Origin of the sequence: Buttiauxella sp. B2, assembly GCF_006376615.1 — a bacterium.
Classification (GTDB): domain Bacteria; phylum Pseudomonadota; class Gammaproteobacteria; order Enterobacterales; family Enterobacteriaceae; genus Buttiauxella.
Genome location: NZ_VEXQ01000008.1, coordinates 141,597 through 158,583, shown reverse-complemented (window position 1 = coordinate 158,583; position 16,987 = coordinate 141,597). Strand labels below are relative to the sequence as shown.

The window sequence follows — 16,987 nt, the reverse complement described above, 5'->3', positions numbered from 1 at the left end:
CTTAGTGCCGTTTGAGGGGCTTCACCAGTCCCTCAAGCCCTTCTGTTCTGATAAGTAGCGTCAGCCTCATCAGTTCACCAAGATGCCCCTGTGGGAATTCATCTTTGCGGGCAAACCACAGAAGATACTCTTCCGGCACATCAATAAGCACACGGCCTTTGTATTTTCCAAACGGCATCACGGTATTGGCTATCTCAATAAGCTGTTCTTTATCCATCTCATTCACCTAATAAGCGAATCATTTCAGCTTCATCAATAACATCAATACCCAACTCTTGAGCCTTAGCAAGTTTTGAGCCCGCCGCTTCACCCGCAATCACCAGATCAGTTTTCTTCGACACACTACCTGAGACTTTAGCACCCAATGCCACCAGACGTGCTTTCGCATCATCGCGCGACATAATGCTCAGTGAGCCGGTCAATACCACGGTTTTGCCAGCAAACGGGCTGTCGATTTCTTCCGCTTTAATGATAACGGGGGCTGGCCAGTGCACGCCCGCCTCTTGCGTCAACTGACGAATGACTTCCAGATTGCTTTCTTCAGCGAAGAAATTGAAGACATGCGTGGCAACGACAATGCCCACATCTGGTACTTTTTGCAGTTCCTCAATACTCGCAGCGGTTAGCGCATCTAAAGTGCCAAAATATGCCGCTAACCCTGCTGCTGTCGCCTCGCCGACTTCACGGATCCCGAGAGCATACAAGAAGCGAGCAAAAGTGGTTTCTTTCGCTTTCACCAGCGCATCAACCACATTTTGAGCCGACTTCGGCCCCATGCGATCAAGCCCAGTAAGTTTGCCGGCTGTCAGACGGAAAAGATCCGCTGGCGTATGAACATATTCTTTTTCGACCAGTTGATCGATTATCTTGTCGCCCATACCATCCACATCTAACGCACGGCGAGAGACAAAATGTTTGAGTGATTCTTTACGTTGGGCACCGCAAATTAGGCCACCAGTACAACGAGCCACCGCTTCGCCTTCCACGCGCTCAACGTCAGAACCACAAACTGGGCAATGAGTTGGGAAAACGATCTCCGTGGTGTTATCCGGTCGTTCAGATTCCACTACACCCACAACTTGAGGAATAACATCACCAGCACGGCGGATAACCACACGGTCACCGATTCTTAAACCCAGGCGCTCAATTTCATCTGCATTGTGTAACGTAGCATTGCTGACCAACACACCTGCAACCTGTACTGGCTCCAGACGCGCTACCGGCGTAATGGCACCGGTACGCCCGACCTGAAATTCGACATCACGAACAAACGTCATCTGTTCCTGAGCCGGAAATTTGAATGCCACTGCCCAGCGTGGTGCGCGAGCAACAAAACCGAGCGTTTCTTGCAAAGCAAGTGAATCGACTTTAATCACCACGCCGTCGATATCAAAACCTAACGTTGGACGATCAGCTTCAACCTGGTGATAAAACGCCAGCACTTCTTCCGGCGTGCTGCATAAACGAATACGATCGCTAACTGGCAAACCCCACTCTTTAAACTGCTGCAAACGCGCAAGGTGGCTGGTAGGTAACTCACCGCCGTCTAGCAGGCCAACGCCATAGCAGAAGAATGTTAGCGGGCGTTTTGCAGTAATACGTGGGTCGAGTTGGCGCAGTGATCCTGCTGCCGCATTACGCGGATTAGCAAAGATTTTACCGCCGGAACGACGAGCTTCTTCATTAATCTTTTCGAAACCAGCCTGTGGCAGGAACACCTCACCACGTACTTCCAGCCGACGAGGAATATTTTCACCGCGTAATTTAAGAGGAATGGAGCGGATAGTGCGCACATTGGCGGTAATATTTTCACCAGTAGTGCCATCGCCACGCGTTGCGGCACGAATCAGTATTCCGTCTTCATACAGCAGGCTGACAGCCAATCCATCAAGCTTTAACTCACAGCAAAAAGTGACGGCCTCGGTGATTTTCAAACGATCCTGAACACGTTTGTTAAACGCCAGATAGCTGGTTTCATCAAATACGTTATCCAGCGAGAGCATCGGAACTTCGTGGCGAACCTGAGTGAATTCGCTTAGCGGGGCTGCCCCCACGCGCTGAGTTGGGGAATCAGGCGTGATTAACTCAGGATGCGCTTCTTCCAAAGAACGCAGCTCACTCATCAGGCGGTCATATTCAGTATCCGGGATTTCTGGGTTATCAAGTACATGATAGAGATATTCATGATGGCGAAGCGTGGTTCGCAGCTGAGTGATTTGTTGTTCGATTGTGTCCATATCGCACCATCAATATAAAAAACCCCCGACATGCGGGGGTTTAGGGAGAAACATGTTCAGAAGGGGTATCAAACGCTTGCGTTAGCTTCAACCACTTCACGGATACGGTCCTGATACTCACGCATTTTTTGCGGGGTCATCATACGTCGCTGGTCATCTAACACTACACCACCCACTTCATCGGCAATGTGCTGGCCAGACTGTAGCATCAACTTAAAGTTCTGCGCAGGATCCCCATAAGATGGCACCTGCATGAAGATTGTCACGCCTGGCGTGGCAAAGTTCGTCATGCTTTCTGGGTCAAACGAACCAGGCTTAACCATATTGGCGAGGCTAAACAAAACCGGGCCGCTGCCATCAGGACTGAGGTGGCGGTGGAAAATGTTCATTTCACCAAAGATAAAGCCTGCTTGCTGAATACTGTTTAACAGTACTTCGCCGTTAATCATGCTGCCTGCGTGAGCCGAGACGTTCAACACAATCACCGTCTCTTTACGACGCGCTGGTGGTTCAGGGGCCGGAGCTGGTTGATCAACTGGTTCAGAATGCTGAACCTGTTGAGCTGTCGGCTGCTGAATCGGAGATTGTGGTACCACTGGCTGCGGTTGTTGTACAACTGGCGGTTGTTCCGCTGATTGATGAACAACAGGCTGCGCAGGCGCGGGTTGATGTGTCGGCGCAACAGGCACTTCCTGATGTGATGCAACCGGTTCAGGTTGACGCACAGGTGCATTCTGACGCGGTTGCGCAGAAGCGTAAGGAGGCTCGTACTGATGTTGAGGTGCTTGCGGCTGACGAGGCATTTCTGGCTCGCGAGTCGTTGTATCCGGCGTAGGGTTAACCCGACGCACACGCACCTCACCTACTCCATCATCTTGCTCATCGTCAGCCTCGTCGTCATCCGGCTCGAGTTCGTCACGCTTTGACTTCAAACGCTTCATTGGACGATCACGGAAAACGGAAGAACGTTCCTTACGACTCGTCCACAGACCGTGAACCAGTAAGGCTATTATGGCGATCGCGCCAACAATGATTAATATCAGACGCAAATCCTGCATCATTATATTCTCTGTTGTTCTAACACCTTGCCACCGCGGCAAACATTTACTCACTAAGAGTATTTGCCCATTTGCTCAAGTGCAAGTGCGCACACGGTTTTCTCAGCATAAAGATGGGTCGAAATCGGTTTTTTGCTGTTTTTTCGACCATTTCCTAATAAGTTTTTCTCCTGGCACTCAGTTATGATAGGCCAGCATGTCATCGCAATGACCAAAAAGGAGCTCGTTCAGATTATGGTTTCACCTTCAGGACCCCTGCCACGCAGTGGCGTTTACTATTTTTCGCAGGGCTGGAAGCTGGTCCGTGAGCCTGGAATCAAACGTTTCGTGCTCATACCACTGCTGGTCAATATTATATTGATGGGGGGAGCATTTTGGTGGTTGTTTACGCGCCTGGATGTTTGGGTCCCAACTCTGCTGTCATACGTACCAGAATGGTTGCAGTGGCTAAGCTATCTAATTTGGCCGCTGGCGGTCGTTTCTATTTTGTTGGTGTTTGGTTATTTCTTTTCAACCATTGCGAACTGGATTGCTGCTCCTTTCAATGGGTTATTGGCCGAGCAGCTCGAAGCACGTCTAACTGGAGCGACACCGCCTGACACCGGTGTGTTTGGCATCATGAAAGATGTTCCACGTATAATGAAGCGCGAGTGGCAAAAGCTTTCCTGGTATCTTCCACGAGCGCTGGTGTTGTTAGTGCTCTATTTCATTCCGGGTATTGGGCAAACCGTTGCGCCGGTTTTATGGTTCATGTTTAGCGCCTGGATGCTGGCTATCCAGTATTGCGACTATCCATTTGATAACCATAAAGTACCATTCAAAGAGATGCGTATTTCGCTGCGTCAGAAGAAAATCATCAACATGCAATTTGGCTCGTTAGTCAGTCTGTTTACGCTTATTCCTTTCCTGAACCTGGTTATCATGCCAGTAGCCGTCTGCGGTGCCACCGCGATGTGGGTCGATTGTTATCGTCCAAAACACGCGATGTGGAAATAGTTTTACAGGAGCGGCTTATACCGCTCCTTATTCCTTCTTGCTTCTGCTTATTTCCCTTCTACATATACATATACGATTTCTTTACTTCCGCATAACGCCTAAGCAGGTATGCTGAAGAGGTTTCCCAAATTTCATACAGTTAAGGACGGGTTATGAGCAAGATCTATGAAGACAATTCTCTGACTATCGGTCATACGCCGCTGGTTCGACTGAACCGTATCGGTAATGGACGCATCCTGGCCAAGGTAGAGTCCCGTAACCCGAGCTTTAGCGTTAAATGCCGTATCGGAGCCAATATGATTTGGGATGCCGAGAAACGCGGTGTACTAAAGCCTGGTATCGAGTTAGTTGAACCTACCAGCGGTAATACTGGTATCGCACTGGCCTATGTTGCTGCTGCACGTGGTTACAAACTGACGCTGACCATGCCTGAAACCATGAGCATCGAACGCCGTAAGCTCCTGAAAGCACTAGGTGCCAACCTGGTACTGACTGAAGGCGCAAAAGGTATGAAAGGCGCGATTCAAAAAGCAGAAGATATTGTTGCCAGTAATCCAGATAAATTCTTGCTATTGCAACAATTTAGCAATCCGGCGAACCCAGAAATTCACGAAAAAACCACTGGTCCAGAAATCTGGGAAGATACAGATGGCGAAGTAGACGTATTCATTGCAGGTGTTGGTACTGGCGGTACGTTGACTGGCGTTAGTCGCTACATCAAGAACACCAAAGGTAAAACTGATCTTATCAGTGTAGCCGTTGAACCAACGGACTCTCCGGTCATCGCGCAGGCACTGGCGGGCGAAGAGCTCAAACCTGGCCCACACAAAATTCAGGGTATCGGTGCCGGTTTTATTCCTGGTAACCTAGATTTGAAGCTCATCGACAAGGTTATTGCCATCACCAACGACGAAGCCATCTCAACTGCGCGCCGCTTGATGGAAGAGGAAGGTATTCTTGCAGGTATTTCTTCCGGCGCAGCAGTAGCTGCGGCATTAAAACTGCAAGAAGATGAAGCGTTTACCAACAAAAATATTGTGGTTATACTCCCATCGTCTGGGGAGCGTTACCTGAGTACGGCCCTGTTTGCCGATCTTTTCACTGAAAAAGAACTGCAACAGTGATGCCAACCAGGTAATTTTGTGTAAAAAAGCACCCAAACGGGTGCTTTTTTGTGGCGCTCGTCAAACTTTTGGCTACCCTGCCATTGCTTCACTTCGCCAGGTCTGGTATCTATCCAGCAAATTATTTTGATGCGCGAAATTAATCGGATTGTGAGATAGGTCTGCTGAATCGATTTAACGATTTGGTGCAAAATCATATTTCACGGCATAATGATTAACGACGAGCGAGCCGCTAAGCACATGGTTTTACCAGAGTACATTATCGCGGTTCCCGAAAGCATCTCGTGTCGCGTACAGTAATAGTTAACAGCGACGCTAACAATCAGGCTAAAGTTTTGCCTCCAGGCTAGACTTTAGTTCCAGAACACTAAACCTATAAGTTGGGGAAATACAATGTTCCAGCAAGAAGTTACCATCACCGCTCCAAACGGTCTGCATACCCGCCCTGCTGCTCAGTTCGTTAAAGAAGCTAAAGGCTTCACTTCTGAGATCACTGTGACCTCCAACGGCAAAAGCGCAAGCGCAAAAAGCCTGTTCAAACTGCAAACTCTGGGCCTGACTCAAGGTACCGTTGTGACCATCTCCGCTGAAGGTGAAGATGATCAGAAAGCAGTTGAGCATCTGGTTAAACTGATGGCTGAACTCGAGTAAGTTCTGGGTTCTTCGTAAATATCAGTCACAAGTAAGGTAGGGTTATGATTTCAGGCATTTTAGCATCCCCGGGTATCGCTTTCGGCAAGGCACTTTTGCTGAAGGAAGATGAAATTGTCATCGACCGGAAGAAAATTTCTGCCGACAAAGTTGCGCAGGAAGTTGAACGTTTCTTAAGCGGGCGCGCGAAAGCGTCAGCACAGTTAGAAGCGATCAAAATTAAAGCTGGCGAGACCTTCGGTGAAGAAAAGGAAGCTATCTTCGAAGGCCACATTATGTTGCTGGAAGACGAAGAGCTTGAGCAGGAAATCATAGCCCTTATCAAAGATAAATTAGTAACTGCTGATGCAGCGGCTTACGACATTATCGAAGGCCAGGCGATCGCGCTGGAAGAATTAGACGATGAGTACCTGAAAGAACGTGCGGCTGACGTACGTGACATCGGTAAGCGTCTGCTGCGCAATATCCTTGGTCTGGCAATTATCGACCTTAGCTCCATTCAGGATGAAGTTATCCTGGTCGCTAAAGATTTGACCCCGTCCGAAACCGCACAACTTAACCTGCAAAAGGTTCTGGGTTTCATCACCGATATCGGCGGCCGCACCTCCCACACTTCCATCATGGCGCGTTCTCTTGAACTGCCAGCGATCGTGGGCACTGGTAGCGTAACCAGCCAGGTGAAAAACGGCGATTACCTGATCCTCGATGCTGTTAACAATAAAGTTTACGTTAACCCAACCAACGACGAGATCGAAGCCCTGCGTGCTGTACAGCAGCAGGATGCATCTGAGAAAGCTGAACTGGCAAAACTGAAAGACCTGCCAGCAATCACTCTCGATGGCCATCAGGTAGAAGTCTGCGCAAACATCGGTACTGTACGTGATATCGACGGTGCAGAGCGTAATGGCGCAGAAGGTGTAGGCCTGTATCGTACAGAATTCCTGTTCATGGACCGCGATTCACTGCCAACTGAAGATGAGCAGTTCGCGGCGTACAAAGCTGTTGCTGAAGCCTGTGGCTCACAAGCAGTTATCGTACGTACCATGGATATCGGTGGCGACAAAGAGCTGCCGTACATGAACTTCCCGAAAGAAGAGAACCCGTTCCTGGGGTGGCGTGCAATCCGTATCGCAATGGATCGTAAAGAGATCCTGCACGCACAGGTACGCGCTATTCTGCGTGCATCTGCTTTCGGTAAATTACGTATCATGTTCCCAATGATTATCTCTGTTGAAGAAGTGCGCGCACTGAAAGCTGAGATTGAAATCATGAAGGCGCAGCTGCGTGAAGAAGGCAAAGCGTTTGACGAAACTATCGAAATTGGCGTGATGGTTGAGACTCCGGCTGCTGCCACGATTGCTCACCATCTGGCAAAAGAAGTCGACTTCTTTAGTATCGGTACCAATGATCTGACGCAGTACACCCTGGCTGTTGACCGTGGTAATGATATGATCTCACATCTTTACCAGCCAATGTCACCATCCGTACTGACTCTGATTAAGCAAGTTATTGATGCTTCTCATGCTGAAGGTAAATGGACCGGAATGTGTGGTGAGCTTGCGGGCGATGAACGTGCTACACTTCTGTTGCTGGGTATGGGTCTGGACGAATTTAGTATGAGTGCCATTTCTATCCCGCGCATTAAGAAGATTATTCGTAACACGAACTTCGAAGATGCGAAGGTGTTAGCAGAGCAAGCTCTTGCTCAACCGACAACGGACGAGTTAATGGCGCTGGTTAACAAGTTCATTGAAGAAAAAACAATCTGCTAATCCACCGGATGCGGCCCAAATTACTGCTTAGGAGAAGATCATGGGTTTGTTTGATAAACTGAAATCTCTGGTTTCTGATGATAAAAAAGACACCGGAACCATTGAGATTGTTGCCCCGCTTTCTGGCGAAATCGTTAATATCGAAGACGTTCCAGATGTGGTATTTGCAGAGAAGATCGTAGGCGATGGTATTGCAATTAAACCGACTGGCAACAAAATGGTTGCTCCGGTTGACGGCACCATCGGTAAAATCTTCGAAACTAACCATGCTTTCTCTATCGAATCCGATAGCGGCATTGAACTGTTCGTCCACTTCGGTATCGATACTGTTGAACTGAAAGGCGAAGGCTTCAAGCGTATCGCAGAAGAAGGCCAGCGTGTTAAGAAAGGCGACGTGGTAATTGAATTTGATTTGGCTCTGCTGGAAGAGAAAGCGAAGTCTACCCTGACTCCGGTTGTTATCTCCAACATGGACGAAATCAAAGAGCTGATCAAATTGACTGGTAGCGTGACTGTGGGCGAAACCCCGGTAATCCGTATCAAGAAGTAAGCTGTCCGCACAATAGAAAACGGCACCCTTGTGGTGCCGTTTTTGTTTACTAATGCGTTGACTAAATGCCAGAACCTTGCGAATAGCTCTCTTCGCCAAACACGCCAGTCGATAAATAACGATCGCCGCGATCGCAGATTATCGCCACTACGACAGATCCCGGATTTTCCTGCGCCACACGCAATGCGCCAGCAACCGCACCACCCGAACTCACACCACAGAAAATCCCTTCTTCGCGCGCCATGCGACGCATCGTTCTCTCGGCTTCGACTTGTGACATATCAATCACTTCATCAACCAGATTAGGATTAAAGATCTTTGGCAGCCATTCCTCAGGCCAGCGACGAATCCCCGGGATACTACTGCCATCTTCTGGCTGTAACCCGACAATTTTGACCAGCTTATCTTGCTCGCGCATGAATTGGCTCACGCCAGTAACCGTTCCTGTGGTTCCCATGCTGGAGACAAAATGCGTGATGCGACCTTGCGTCTGTTGCCAAATTTCAGGCCCGGTGGTGCTGTAATGCGCGTATGGGTTATCTGGATTATTAAACTGGTCGAGGACTTTCCCCTCACCGCGCTCGTCCATCAACCGCGCAAGCTCACGAGCACCTTCCATCCCCTGCTCTTTGGTTACCAGAATCAGTTCTGCGCCATAAGCCTGCATCGCAGCTTTGCGTTCCATACTCATGTTGTCGGGCATTAAAAGCTTCATGCGGTAGCCTTTAAGCGCTGCAATCATTGCCAGCGCAATTCCGGTATTGCCGCTGGTCGCTTCAATGAGCGTATCCCCAGGTGAGATTTCACCGCGAGCTTGCGCACGCACAATCATAGAAAGTGCTGCTCTGTCTTTTACTGAGCCAGCCGGATTATTTCCTTCCAGCTTTACCCAGATTTCACTGCCATTTTCGAGGCCGGTGCGTTGTAATTTAACCAGAGGCGTATTGCCGATTGTGCTTTCTAAGGTGTTCACTTGCCTGTCCAGATATAAGAAAAGCGGCCACGTAGGCCGCTTTTGCGTGTCGTGTTGTTCGGTAAACTTATCAGGCGGTCTGCGCCAGGTCTACACCTTGAATTCGATTCTTCCCGTCGTACAAGCGCGCATGTTGCAGGCCTACGAACAAACGTTCGCCGCGCACCGGAACATGATCTTCACGCAGAACAACCGTTAACGGTTCGTCGTACCAACCAAGCGGCTGCACAACTAATTGCATATAATGCCCGCGAGGACTGATCTCCAGCACCTGCACCGGCAGTGGGGAATCCAGATTGGTACGACGGCTGACATCAACTTCCCACGGACGCAGGAACAAATCCACCGCGCCCTGGTGTGCTGGTGTAAAGCCCAGTGGCCAGCGGTGAGCGCCCACATGGAACTGGCTTCCACGCACAGTGCCTTTCATGCGGTTAACTTCACCGAGGAATTCCAGCACAAATCGAGTCGCCGGTTCGCGCCATACGGCTTCAGGCGTATCAACCTGTTCAATATTCCCCTGGCTCATTACCACTACGCGGTCCGCGACTTCCATCGCCTCTTCCTGGTCGTGGGTCACGAATACGCTGGTGAATTTCAGCTCTTCATGTAACTGACGCAACCAACGGCGAAGCTCTTTACGAACCTGTGCATCCAACGCACCAAAGGGTTCATCCAGCAGCAAGATTTGCGGCTCAACAGCCAACGCGCGCGCTAATGCCACACGCTGTTTCTGCCCGCCGGAAAGCTGCGCCGGGAAACGATCCGCCAAATGCGACAACTGCACCATTTCCAGTAGACGAATGACTTTCTGTTTAATTGCCGCAGCAGAAGGACGCTCGCGACGAGGCAAAACCGTCAAGCCAAAAGCGATATTATCGAACACTGTCATATGGCGGAACAACGCGTAATGCTGGAACACAAAACCGACTTTACGGTCACGCGCGTGGATACGGCTCACATCGGTGCCATGGAAGCTAATACGCCCGCTGTTCTGATGCTCAAGACCCGCAATAATACGCAAAAGTGTAGTCTTACCGGAACCGGAAGGCCCCAGCAACGCCACCATTTGACCAGAAGGGATATCCAGAGAGATATCATTCAGCACCTGGGTGCGACCAAAAGATTTCTTAATATTGGTAATATCAATGCTCATGATTTCCCTCCTGTTGCAGGCGTTTTTCCTGGCTATTCAGGCGCCACTGCAACGCACTCTTGAAGAACAACGTAACGATTGCCATCAGGGTCAACAACGCAGCGGCGGTAAATGAGCCGACGGTATTGTAATCCTGTTGCAACAGTTCAATCTGTAACGGCAGCGAGAACGTCTCACCACGAATAGAACCAGAAACTACCGACACGGCACCAAACTCACCAATGGCGCGAGCATTGGTTAACACCACACCGTAAAGCAGTGCCCAGCGGATATTAGGCAATGTAACGCGTCTGAACATCTGCCAGCCTGAAGCACCAAGTAAAATCGCCGCTTCATCTTCCTGGCTGCCCTGGCTTAACATCACTGGAACCAATTCACGTACCACAAACGGGCAAGTGACAAAAATCGTGACCAGCACCATGCCGGGCCATGCGAACATAATCTGAATGTTATACTCATCCATAAAGCCCGCTAATGGGCCATTGGAGCCGTAAAACAGCAGGTAGACTAAACCGGCGACTACCGGGGAAACGGCAAATGGAATATCCAGCAGCGTCAGTAACAGTTGGCGGCCAGGGAAGTCAAAACGTGTGACCAACCAGGCTAATAAAATACCGAATACCAGGTTTACCGGCACGGTAATCAACGCAATCATCACCGTTAACCAGATAGCGTGCAGCATGTCCGGGTCGACGATGTTGGTAAGCGCAGGCATCAACCCTTTCGAGAAGGCCTGAGCAAAAATAGAGGCGACTGGCACCACCAGCAGCAAAAACGAAACCAGCACGCCGAGGCCGATTAACGTCCACTTACCCCAGTTAAAGCCTGTTCGGCGATAGCTTTTCAATTCAGTTACGTCCGTCATCAGTGACCTACCACACGCCGACCAAAGCGACTCTGCAAGGTGTTAATGGTAAACAGCAACAGCAGTGAAGCGGCAAGAATCACCGAGGCAATCGCGCTGGCTGCCGGATAATCAAACTCCTGCAAGCGTACAAAAATCATCAGCGACGTCACTTCGGTTTTCCAGGCGATATTACCGGCGATAAAAATAACCGCACCAAATTCCCCCAGACTGCGAGTGAATGACAACGCCACACCCGCCATTAATGCCGGAGAAAGCTCAGGTAAAATCACGCGGCGGAAACTCTGCCAGCGCGTAGCACCCAGGGTTTCTGCTGCTTCTTCATATTCTGGGCCCAGTTCTTCAAGCACGGGCTGAATGGTGCGCACCACAAATGGGATGCTGGTAAACGCCATAGCCACCGCGATACCGAGCCAGGTGTACGTCACCTTAATGCCAAACTGTGCCAACCATTCACCGTACCAACCGTTAACTGAGAACAGCCCTGCAAGCGTTAAACCGGCAACAGCCGTTGGCAATGCGAATGGTAAATCCATCAAAGCATCAAGCAGGCTACGGCCAGGAAACTGATAACGCGTTAGAATCCATGCCATCAACATGCCAAAGAAACCATTGAATATTGATGCCACACCCGCAGACAGCAGCGTCACTTTATACGCGGCCACAACCTGTGGATTGGTGATCACTTCCCAATATTGCGCCAGCGTCATCTGTGACAATTGCATCACCAACGCGCTGAGTGGCAGCAGTAAAATCAAGCAGACAAACAGCAAACTGGTGCCAAGGCTTAAGGTAAAGCCCGGCAGCACGCGTTTGGTAGAAACCGCTAACATTTACTTGTGCCCCGCCGCAACCAGCTTGTCGAACTCACCACCACTGGCAAAATGGGTTTTCATCGCTTCCGGCCAACCGCCGAATTCATCTTCCACGCGGAACAAGTCAACCTGCGGGAATTTATCCTTCAGTTTTTCCATCACTTGTGGGTTATTCACACGATAGTAATAATCCGTGATGATGGTCTGCGCCGCGGGGCTGTACAGGAAGTTCAGATACTCTTTTGCTGCTTTTTCAGTGCCGTTGGCTTTGACGTTTTTATCCACCCAGGCCACCGGGAATTCTGCAAGAATATTGACCTTCGGCACCACCACTTCGTAGCCGTCTTTAGCGTATTGATTACGGATGTTGTTCACTTCAGATTCAAAGCTAATCAGCACATCCCCCAAACCACGTTCAACGAAAGTGGTTGTCGCGCCGCGACCGCCGGTATCGAACACTTCAACGTTTTTCAGAAACTGCGTCATAAACTGCTCGGTTTTGGCTTTATCGCCGCCGTCAGCTTTATTTGCCGCACCCCATGCACCCAGATAGGTATAACGCGCATTACCGGAGGTTTTGGGATTCGGGAAAACCAGTTTTACGTCCGGGCGAACCAAATCACTCCAGTCGTGGATATTCTTCGGGTTACCTTTGCGCACCAGAAACGCCATGGTGGAATAAAACGGTGAGCTGTTGTTCGGCAAGCGAGTCTGCCAATCGGCTGGGATAAGCTGGCCTTTGTCGTGCAGGATTTGCACATCAGAGACCTGGTTATAAGTTACAACGTCTGCTTTTAAACCCTGCAAAATCGCCAGCGCCTGTTTTGATGACCCGGCATGAGATTGTTTAATCACCAGCTTGTCGCCATTATTTTCCTGCGCCCATTGTTTCTGGAAGGCTGGATTCAGGGCGGCAAATAGCTCGCGGGACACATCATAAGAGCTGTTCAGCAGTTCTGTGGCATGGGCTGAACCTGCCAGCAGTGCGGAAACAACGATCGCGCTCCAGACTTTTTTAACGGACGTTTTGGCCATTGGGCACCCTTATAAATGTGATAACGGTCATGCTTAATGGTTACCAGTGTATTTATAACAGGCAGCAAAGTTGTAACGGTTTTATATATCGTTTGGTGATTTGCAATAAGAAAGGGGTATAAGACGGAAATCAGGCGCAGCGAGCGCTGCGCCAAAGAATATTACAGGCTTAAAAGCTTATCTAGCGACGGTGCAAAATAGTACCCGCCGGTCACCGGTTTAGTGAAACGCAACATACCATCACGTTTACCGTCGGTTTCGCCGAACATGCTCAGCAGTTGCTGCTCGATATTATGCAGGTGCGCACAATAGGCGATGAAATACAGGCCGTGTGTACCGCTGGCGGTGCCGTATGGCAGACTCTGGCGAACAATCTTCAAGCCTTTGCCATTTTCTTTCAGATCAACACGAGTCAGGTGAGAAGTTTCAGGACGTTCGTCGCCATCAATTTCTTCATTAGCCTCTTTAGTACGGCCAATGATCATTTCCTGATCGGATACGCTCATGCGATTAAGTTGCTTGAGATTGTGTTCCCAGCGCTGAACCAACACGTAGCTGCCACCCGCATCAATACCATCATTAATAACGGCCACTTCGCGGCGCGTTTCTTCTCCCTGCGGGTTTTCGGTACCATCGACAAAACCGCTCAGGTCACGCTCTTCAACCCAACGGAAGCCGTGAACTTCTTCTTCGATTTTCAGTGCGTCGCCAAACGCGGCAAGTGCTGCTTGCGCCACAGAAAAATTCACATCATGGCGTAAAGAAAGAATGTGGATCATCACATCATGTTGCGTTGCCGGTGCCAGGCCTTTACCTAATGGTGCAAAGTTTTTCAGTTCTTCTGCACCAACGCCACCACTTAAATCGCGCCACAGGTCATGGCCAAATGCCACTACCGCACCTAAATTAGCATCAGGGAATTTATCCTGAAAAGCGCTCAGTGACTGATTAAAGGTTTTGCAACCCTGGCGAATAGCGTCGAAATCGCCCTGAAAACTCGCTTCCAGCCAAACGGCAGCACGACAATGTTCTGGCAGAATGCCAGTTTGAACACGAGACATGAATCCTCCTAAAAAAGAACACACCACTCTACGTGGTGTTTATTCCCTTATGATACCCAATTACGGCTGCGCCTTATTGAGAAGACGCAAACCAGGGACTAATTTTTATCGACGCCAAATAATTTTGCTAATTTTCCAGCTTTTGAGCGAGTCGTCAGACGGCATTAACCCTTCAGGGCCGTGCCACTCACCGCTAAATAGATAACTGATATGTTGGCTGTTTGGTGCTTTGCATTCCACACCAGCGCTGTCATCGCCCGTGGATTTACTGCACGAACCAAACGCTTTGCTATACAACTCGCTAAACGGTGTACCAATTTTCACACCGCTATCGGTTTTTATAGAGCTATCCATAACATCGACACGGCTCACGGTACCTTTTTCTCCATTGACGATAACCATCACGGTTTTGTCGTCCATCGCCTCAAAGAAACGCACGATTTCACCATTGTCAGTCTTCATGCCACTGCGCAAACGGTAGTTATCGTTCAGCGCACTGCTGACGGTTTTTTCATCCATCGGCGTGCTGGCAGTTAATTCGCCTACACCCTGCTCGCTCACTTCAAGCGACGAACCAAACCAGTTCAAGGGATTTGCCGCTGACCAGTTAACGGATGACAGTGTCGAACATCCGCTCAGAACCAGTGGCAAGCCTAACAACATCAGGCGCAGTGTTTTCATCAGAAATTCCTTTGTTAAGCATGGATACGCGCTTTGGAGTGCAAACTTTCCCAAAAGTGCCAGGTTATTCACGGCTGAGGATGAAGTAATCGCGAATGCGGCGGCTGGTAAACAGCCACCATAAAGCAAAGATATCGGCAATCAGCAGCGCCAGCGTTACGCCGGTCAGCTCTTCACCCTGCACTAACAGCAGCAGTTGCCAGATCAAAAGCGTCCCTTGCGCAGCAATTAATACCCAGCGCCAGACCGACCATAATCGAGGATATAAATGACGACGACCACTGAGAATAAATGCCAGTGCGGCAGGAACGCCCGGCAATAACCCAAACCAAAAGTTATCGCGGTCAGGGTAGAACACGCCCAGGATGGCATCGCCCTGCTGGCGAGACGCCGCAGCCAACACCAACACAAACCAGGTTCGCGCCTGCAACAGGAGGATGCACCAGAACATAAAGGGTGTTTTCAGATTACCGTGAGCATCGTAATCTGAAGGTGGATACAGATAAGGCATTAATATTCTTGGTCTTCAATTAGACGCTTGCCGAGTAGCATGACTTCCTGCTGCTCATACTCAAGGCGTTCATACATCCCAATTACCAGTTCGTTTTCTTCACGCACCATGATCTGAATTTTTGGACAGCCGCGTGCAATTAGCTTTTTTTCAAGGCGGCTGAGCAACGCATTGGCAATACCACGCCCGCGAAATTCGGGGTGAACGCCAAGGTAATAAGCCGAACCACGATGTCCGTCGTAGCCCCCCATTAGCGAGCCAACCACTTCACCACCCACTTCAGCCACTAAGAAAAGATCTGCGTCATGATTGAGTTTGCGTTCAATATCCATCTCAGGATCGTTCCACGGACGCAGTAAGTCGCAGCGTTCCCAAAGCGTAATGACTTCTTCGAAATCATCCTGGCGAAAAACACGTATTTCCATGGTATTAGCCACCTGAAAGGTCTAAAAAGCTGATTATGGCGGGAACTGACAATTAACGCAAAAGCAGGTAAAAAATGGCATACTTACGCCTCATTCATTTCTTGAAATGAAAAGATAATCATTTCAAGAAAATGCTAGTCGTTAAGCTATTGCCGATACGCTATAAATGCCTATCGAGAATTTTTAAGATAAAAAATTAGCCGCATGAGCAAAATTAAATCACTGACGCATCTGACTACCCGCCGCCAGTTACTGCTTACTGGTTTGGCTGCCTTAACGTTAACGGGCGTAAATAAGGCTTTGGCCAGCTCCGAGACTAAACCCCTTAAAACCACTACTAACCACAGCAAACCGACGAAAAAATCCGGTGCTCGTCGGGTTGTGATGCTAGACCCAGGCCACGGCGGTATTGATACTGGCGCGATTGGTCATAACGGTTCTAAAGAGAAACATGTGGTACTGGCCATTGCTAAAAATGTGCGGAGCATTCTAAAAAGCAATGGGATAGAGGCCAAACTCACACGTACCAGTGATGAATTTATTCCGTTGTACGATCGTGTAGAAATCGCCCATAAACATGGTGCTGATCTCTTTATGTCGATACATGCTGATGGATTCACTAGCCCGACAGCTGCCGGTGCGTCGGTGTTTGCCCTTTCCAATCGTGGTGCAAGTAGCGCGATGGCAAAATATCTTTCTGATAAAGAAAACGCCGCCGATGACGTCGCTGGCAGCAAAGTGAAGCATAAAGATCAGTACCTGCAACAAGTGCTGTTCGATTTGGTGCAAACCGACACCATCAAAAATAGCCTGACGCTCGGCTCGCATATTCTCAAGCAGATTAAACCGGTGCATAAACTTCACAGCCGCAACACCGAACAAGCGGCGTTTGTCGTTTTAAAATCACCGTCGATTCCGTCAGTGCTGGTTGAAACCTCATTTATCACCAATCCTGGCGAAGAGAAGTTATTAGGCACTGCTGCCTTTCGCCAGAAAATCGCTAGTGCTATTGCCTCGGGCATCATTAGCTACTTCCATTGGTTTGATAACCAGAAAGCTCACAATAAAAAACGTTGA

The 16,987-nt window shown here is 49.4% G+C and carries 18 protein-coding genes; 6 read left to right on the top strand and 12 right to left on the bottom strand.

The window, feature by feature from the left end; all coding sequences use genetic code 11:
• Position 1 precedes the first annotated feature (1 nt).
• The 3 genes from FH968_RS11570 to zipA all read right to left on the bottom strand — a co-directional run bounded on the left by FH968_RS11570 (position 2) and on the right by zipA (position 3,298).
• Entirely contained in the window at positions 2-217 is a 216-nt protein-coding gene (locus FH968_RS11570) for a DUF3820 family protein (RefSeq protein ID WP_139879567.1), read from the bottom strand.
• Between the two features lies 1 nt (position 218).
• Positions 219-2,237 carry an NAD-dependent DNA ligase LigA gene (gene ligA, locus FH968_RS11565; protein ID WP_139879565.1) on the bottom strand — a complete coding sequence of 673 codons (2,019 nt, stop codon included), beginning with the start codon at positions 2,235-2,237 and terminating at the stop codon, positions 219-221.
• Positions 2,238-2,305: 68 nt separating this feature from the next.
• Positions 2,306-3,298, bottom strand: a complete 993-nt coding sequence (gene zipA, locus FH968_RS11560) for a cell division protein ZipA (protein ID WP_223271313.1) — start codon at positions 3,296-3,298, stop codon at positions 2,306-2,308.
• 231 nt (positions 3,299-3,529) lie between these two features.
• On the opposite strand from zipA, the gene cysZ reads away from it, so the two are divergent.
• The 5 genes from cysZ to crr all read left to right on the top strand — a co-directional run bounded on the left by cysZ (position 3,530) and on the right by crr (position 8,388).
• A complete protein-coding gene (gene cysZ, locus FH968_RS11555; protein WP_139879560.1) occupies positions 3,530-4,291 on the top strand; it encodes a sulfate transporter CysZ in 762 nt (253 codons plus the stop codon).
• A 152-nt stretch (positions 4,292-4,443) separates the two neighbouring features.
• On the top strand, positions 4,444-5,415 hold the full coding sequence (cysK, locus tag FH968_RS11550; RefSeq protein WP_139879558.1) for a cysteine synthase A: 972 nt from the start codon (positions 4,444-4,446) through the stop codon (positions 5,413-5,415).
• Between the two features lie 393 nt (positions 5,416-5,808).
• On the top strand, positions 5,809-6,066 hold the full coding sequence (gene ptsH, locus FH968_RS11545; protein WP_034459025.1) for a phosphocarrier protein Hpr: 258 nt from the start codon (positions 5,809-5,811) through the stop codon (positions 6,064-6,066).
• A 44-nt stretch (positions 6,067-6,110) separates the two neighbouring features.
• On the top strand, positions 6,111-7,838 hold the full coding sequence (ptsI, locus tag FH968_RS11540; protein ID WP_139879556.1) for a phosphoenolpyruvate-protein phosphotransferase PtsI: 1,728 nt from the start codon (positions 6,111-6,113) through the stop codon (positions 7,836-7,838).
• Between the two features lie 40 nt (positions 7,839-7,878).
• Complete coding sequence (gene crr, locus FH968_RS11535; RefSeq protein WP_034459029.1) at positions 7,879-8,388, top strand: PTS glucose transporter subunit IIA; 510 nt, start codon at positions 7,879-7,881, stop codon at positions 8,386-8,388.
• Positions 8,389-8,449: 61 nt separating this feature from the next.
• On the opposite strand, the gene cysM is transcribed toward crr, so the two are convergent.
• The 9 genes from cysM to FH968_RS11490 form a co-directional block, all read right to left on the bottom strand.
• Entirely contained in the window at positions 8,450-9,361 is a 912-nt protein-coding gene (gene cysM, locus FH968_RS11530) for a cysteine synthase CysM (RefSeq protein ID WP_139879554.1), read from the bottom strand.
• Between the two features lie 70 nt (positions 9,362-9,431).
• Entirely contained in the window at positions 9,432-10,517 is a 1,086-nt protein-coding gene (cysA, locus tag FH968_RS11525; RefSeq protein ID WP_139879552.1) for a sulfate/thiosulfate ABC transporter ATP-binding protein CysA, read from the bottom strand.
• Entirely contained in the window at positions 10,507-11,382 is an 876-nt protein-coding gene (gene cysW, locus FH968_RS11520; protein ID WP_139879550.1) for a sulfate/thiosulfate ABC transporter permease CysW, read from the bottom strand. The genes cysA and cysW overlap by 11 nt, the downstream gene beginning before the upstream one ends.
• Complete coding sequence (gene cysT, locus FH968_RS11515; protein ID WP_139879548.1) at positions 11,382-12,215, bottom strand: sulfate/thiosulfate ABC transporter permease CysT; 834 nt, start codon at positions 12,213-12,215, stop codon at positions 11,382-11,384. The genes cysW and cysT overlap by 1 nt, the downstream gene beginning before the upstream one ends.
• Positions 12,216-13,232, bottom strand: a complete 1,017-nt coding sequence (locus FH968_RS11510; protein WP_139879546.1) for a sulfate ABC transporter substrate-binding protein — start codon at positions 13,230-13,232, stop codon at positions 12,216-12,218.
• 161 nt (positions 13,233-13,393) lie between these two features.
• Positions 13,394-14,293 (bottom strand): Dyp-type peroxidase, encoded by a 900-nt coding sequence (locus FH968_RS11505; RefSeq protein ID WP_139879544.1) that lies wholly within the window; start codon positions 14,291-14,293, stop codon positions 13,394-13,396.
• A 105-nt stretch (positions 14,294-14,398) separates the two neighbouring features.
• The gene (locus FH968_RS11500; protein ID WP_139879542.1) at positions 14,399-14,974 is read right to left on the bottom strand and encodes an RpoE-regulated lipoprotein; all 576 of its coding nucleotides are present in this window, start codon (positions 14,972-14,974) and stop codon (positions 14,399-14,401) included.
• Positions 14,975-15,038: 64 nt separating this feature from the next.
• Positions 15,039-15,485, bottom strand: coding sequence for a DUF2919 domain-containing protein (locus FH968_RS11495; RefSeq protein ID WP_139879540.1), 447 nt, complete (start codon positions 15,483-15,485; stop codon positions 15,039-15,041).
• Positions 15,485-15,910 carry a GNAT family acetyltransferase gene (locus tag FH968_RS11490; RefSeq protein ID WP_139879538.1) on the bottom strand — a complete coding sequence of 142 codons (426 nt, stop codon included), beginning with the start codon at positions 15,908-15,910 and terminating at the stop codon, positions 15,485-15,487. Before FH968_RS11490 ends, FH968_RS11495 begins: the two co-directional genes overlap by 1 nt.
• A gap of 204 nt (positions 15,911-16,114) precedes the next feature.
• On the opposite strand from FH968_RS11490, the gene amiA reads away from it, so the two are divergent.
• Positions 16,115-16,987, top strand: a complete 873-nt coding sequence (gene amiA / locus FH968_RS11485; RefSeq protein WP_139879536.1) for an N-acetylmuramoyl-L-alanine amidase AmiA — start codon at positions 16,115-16,117, stop codon at positions 16,985-16,987.

Excerpts from the sequence above, each read along its gene's own strand:
- FH968_RS11570 (WP_139879567.1), bottom strand. The coding sequence starts at position 217 with ATGGATAAAGAACAGCTTATTGAGATAGCCAATACCGTGATGCCGTTT.
- ligA (WP_139879565.1), bottom strand. The coding sequence starts at position 2,237 with ATGGACACAATCGAACAACAAATCACTCAGCTGCGAACCACGCTTCGC.
- zipA (WP_223271313.1), bottom strand. The coding sequence starts at position 3,298 with ATGATGCAGGATTTGCGTCTGATATTAATCATTGTTGGCGCGATCGCC.
- cysZ (WP_139879560.1), top strand. The coding sequence starts at position 3,530 with ATGGTTTCACCTTCAGGACCCCTGCCACGCAGTGGCGTTTACTATTTT.
- cysK (WP_139879558.1), top strand. The coding sequence starts at position 4,444 with ATGAGCAAGATCTATGAAGACAATTCTCTGACTATCGGTCATACGCCG.
- ptsH (WP_034459025.1), top strand. The coding sequence starts at position 5,809 with ATGTTCCAGCAAGAAGTTACCATCACCGCTCCAAACGGTCTGCATACC.
- ptsI (WP_139879556.1), top strand. The coding sequence starts at position 6,111 with ATGATTTCAGGCATTTTAGCATCCCCGGGTATCGCTTTCGGCAAGGCA.
- crr (WP_034459029.1), top strand. The coding sequence starts at position 7,879 with ATGGGTTTGTTTGATAAACTGAAATCTCTGGTTTCTGATGATAAAAAA.
- cysA (WP_139879552.1), bottom strand. The coding sequence starts at position 10,517 with ATGAGCATTGATATTACCAATATTAAGAAATCTTTTGGTCGCACCCAG.
- cysW (WP_139879550.1), bottom strand. The coding sequence starts at position 11,382 with ATGACGGACGTAACTGAATTGAAAAGCTATCGCCGAACAGGCTTTAAC.
- cysT (WP_139879548.1), bottom strand. The coding sequence starts at position 12,215 with ATGTTAGCGGTTTCTACCAAACGCGTGCTGCCGGGCTTTACCTTAAGC.
- FH968_RS11510 (WP_139879546.1), bottom strand. The coding sequence starts at position 13,232 with ATGGCCAAAACGTCCGTTAAAAAAGTCTGGAGCGCGATCGTTGTTTCC.
- FH968_RS11505 (WP_139879544.1), bottom strand. The coding sequence starts at position 14,293 with ATGTCTCGTGTTCAAACTGGCATTCTGCCAGAACATTGTCGTGCTGCC.
- FH968_RS11500 (WP_139879542.1), bottom strand. The coding sequence starts at position 14,974 with ATGAAAACACTGCGCCTGATGTTGTTAGGCTTGCCACTGGTTCTGAGC.
- FH968_RS11495 (WP_139879540.1), bottom strand. The coding sequence starts at position 15,485 with ATGCCTTATCTGTATCCACCTTCAGATTACGATGCTCACGGTAATCTG.
- FH968_RS11490 (WP_139879538.1), bottom strand. The coding sequence starts at position 15,910 with ATGGAAATACGTGTTTTTCGCCAGGATGATTTCGAAGAAGTCATTACG.
- amiA (WP_139879536.1), top strand. The coding sequence starts at position 16,115 with ATGAGCAAAATTAAATCACTGACGCATCTGACTACCCGCCGCCAGTTA.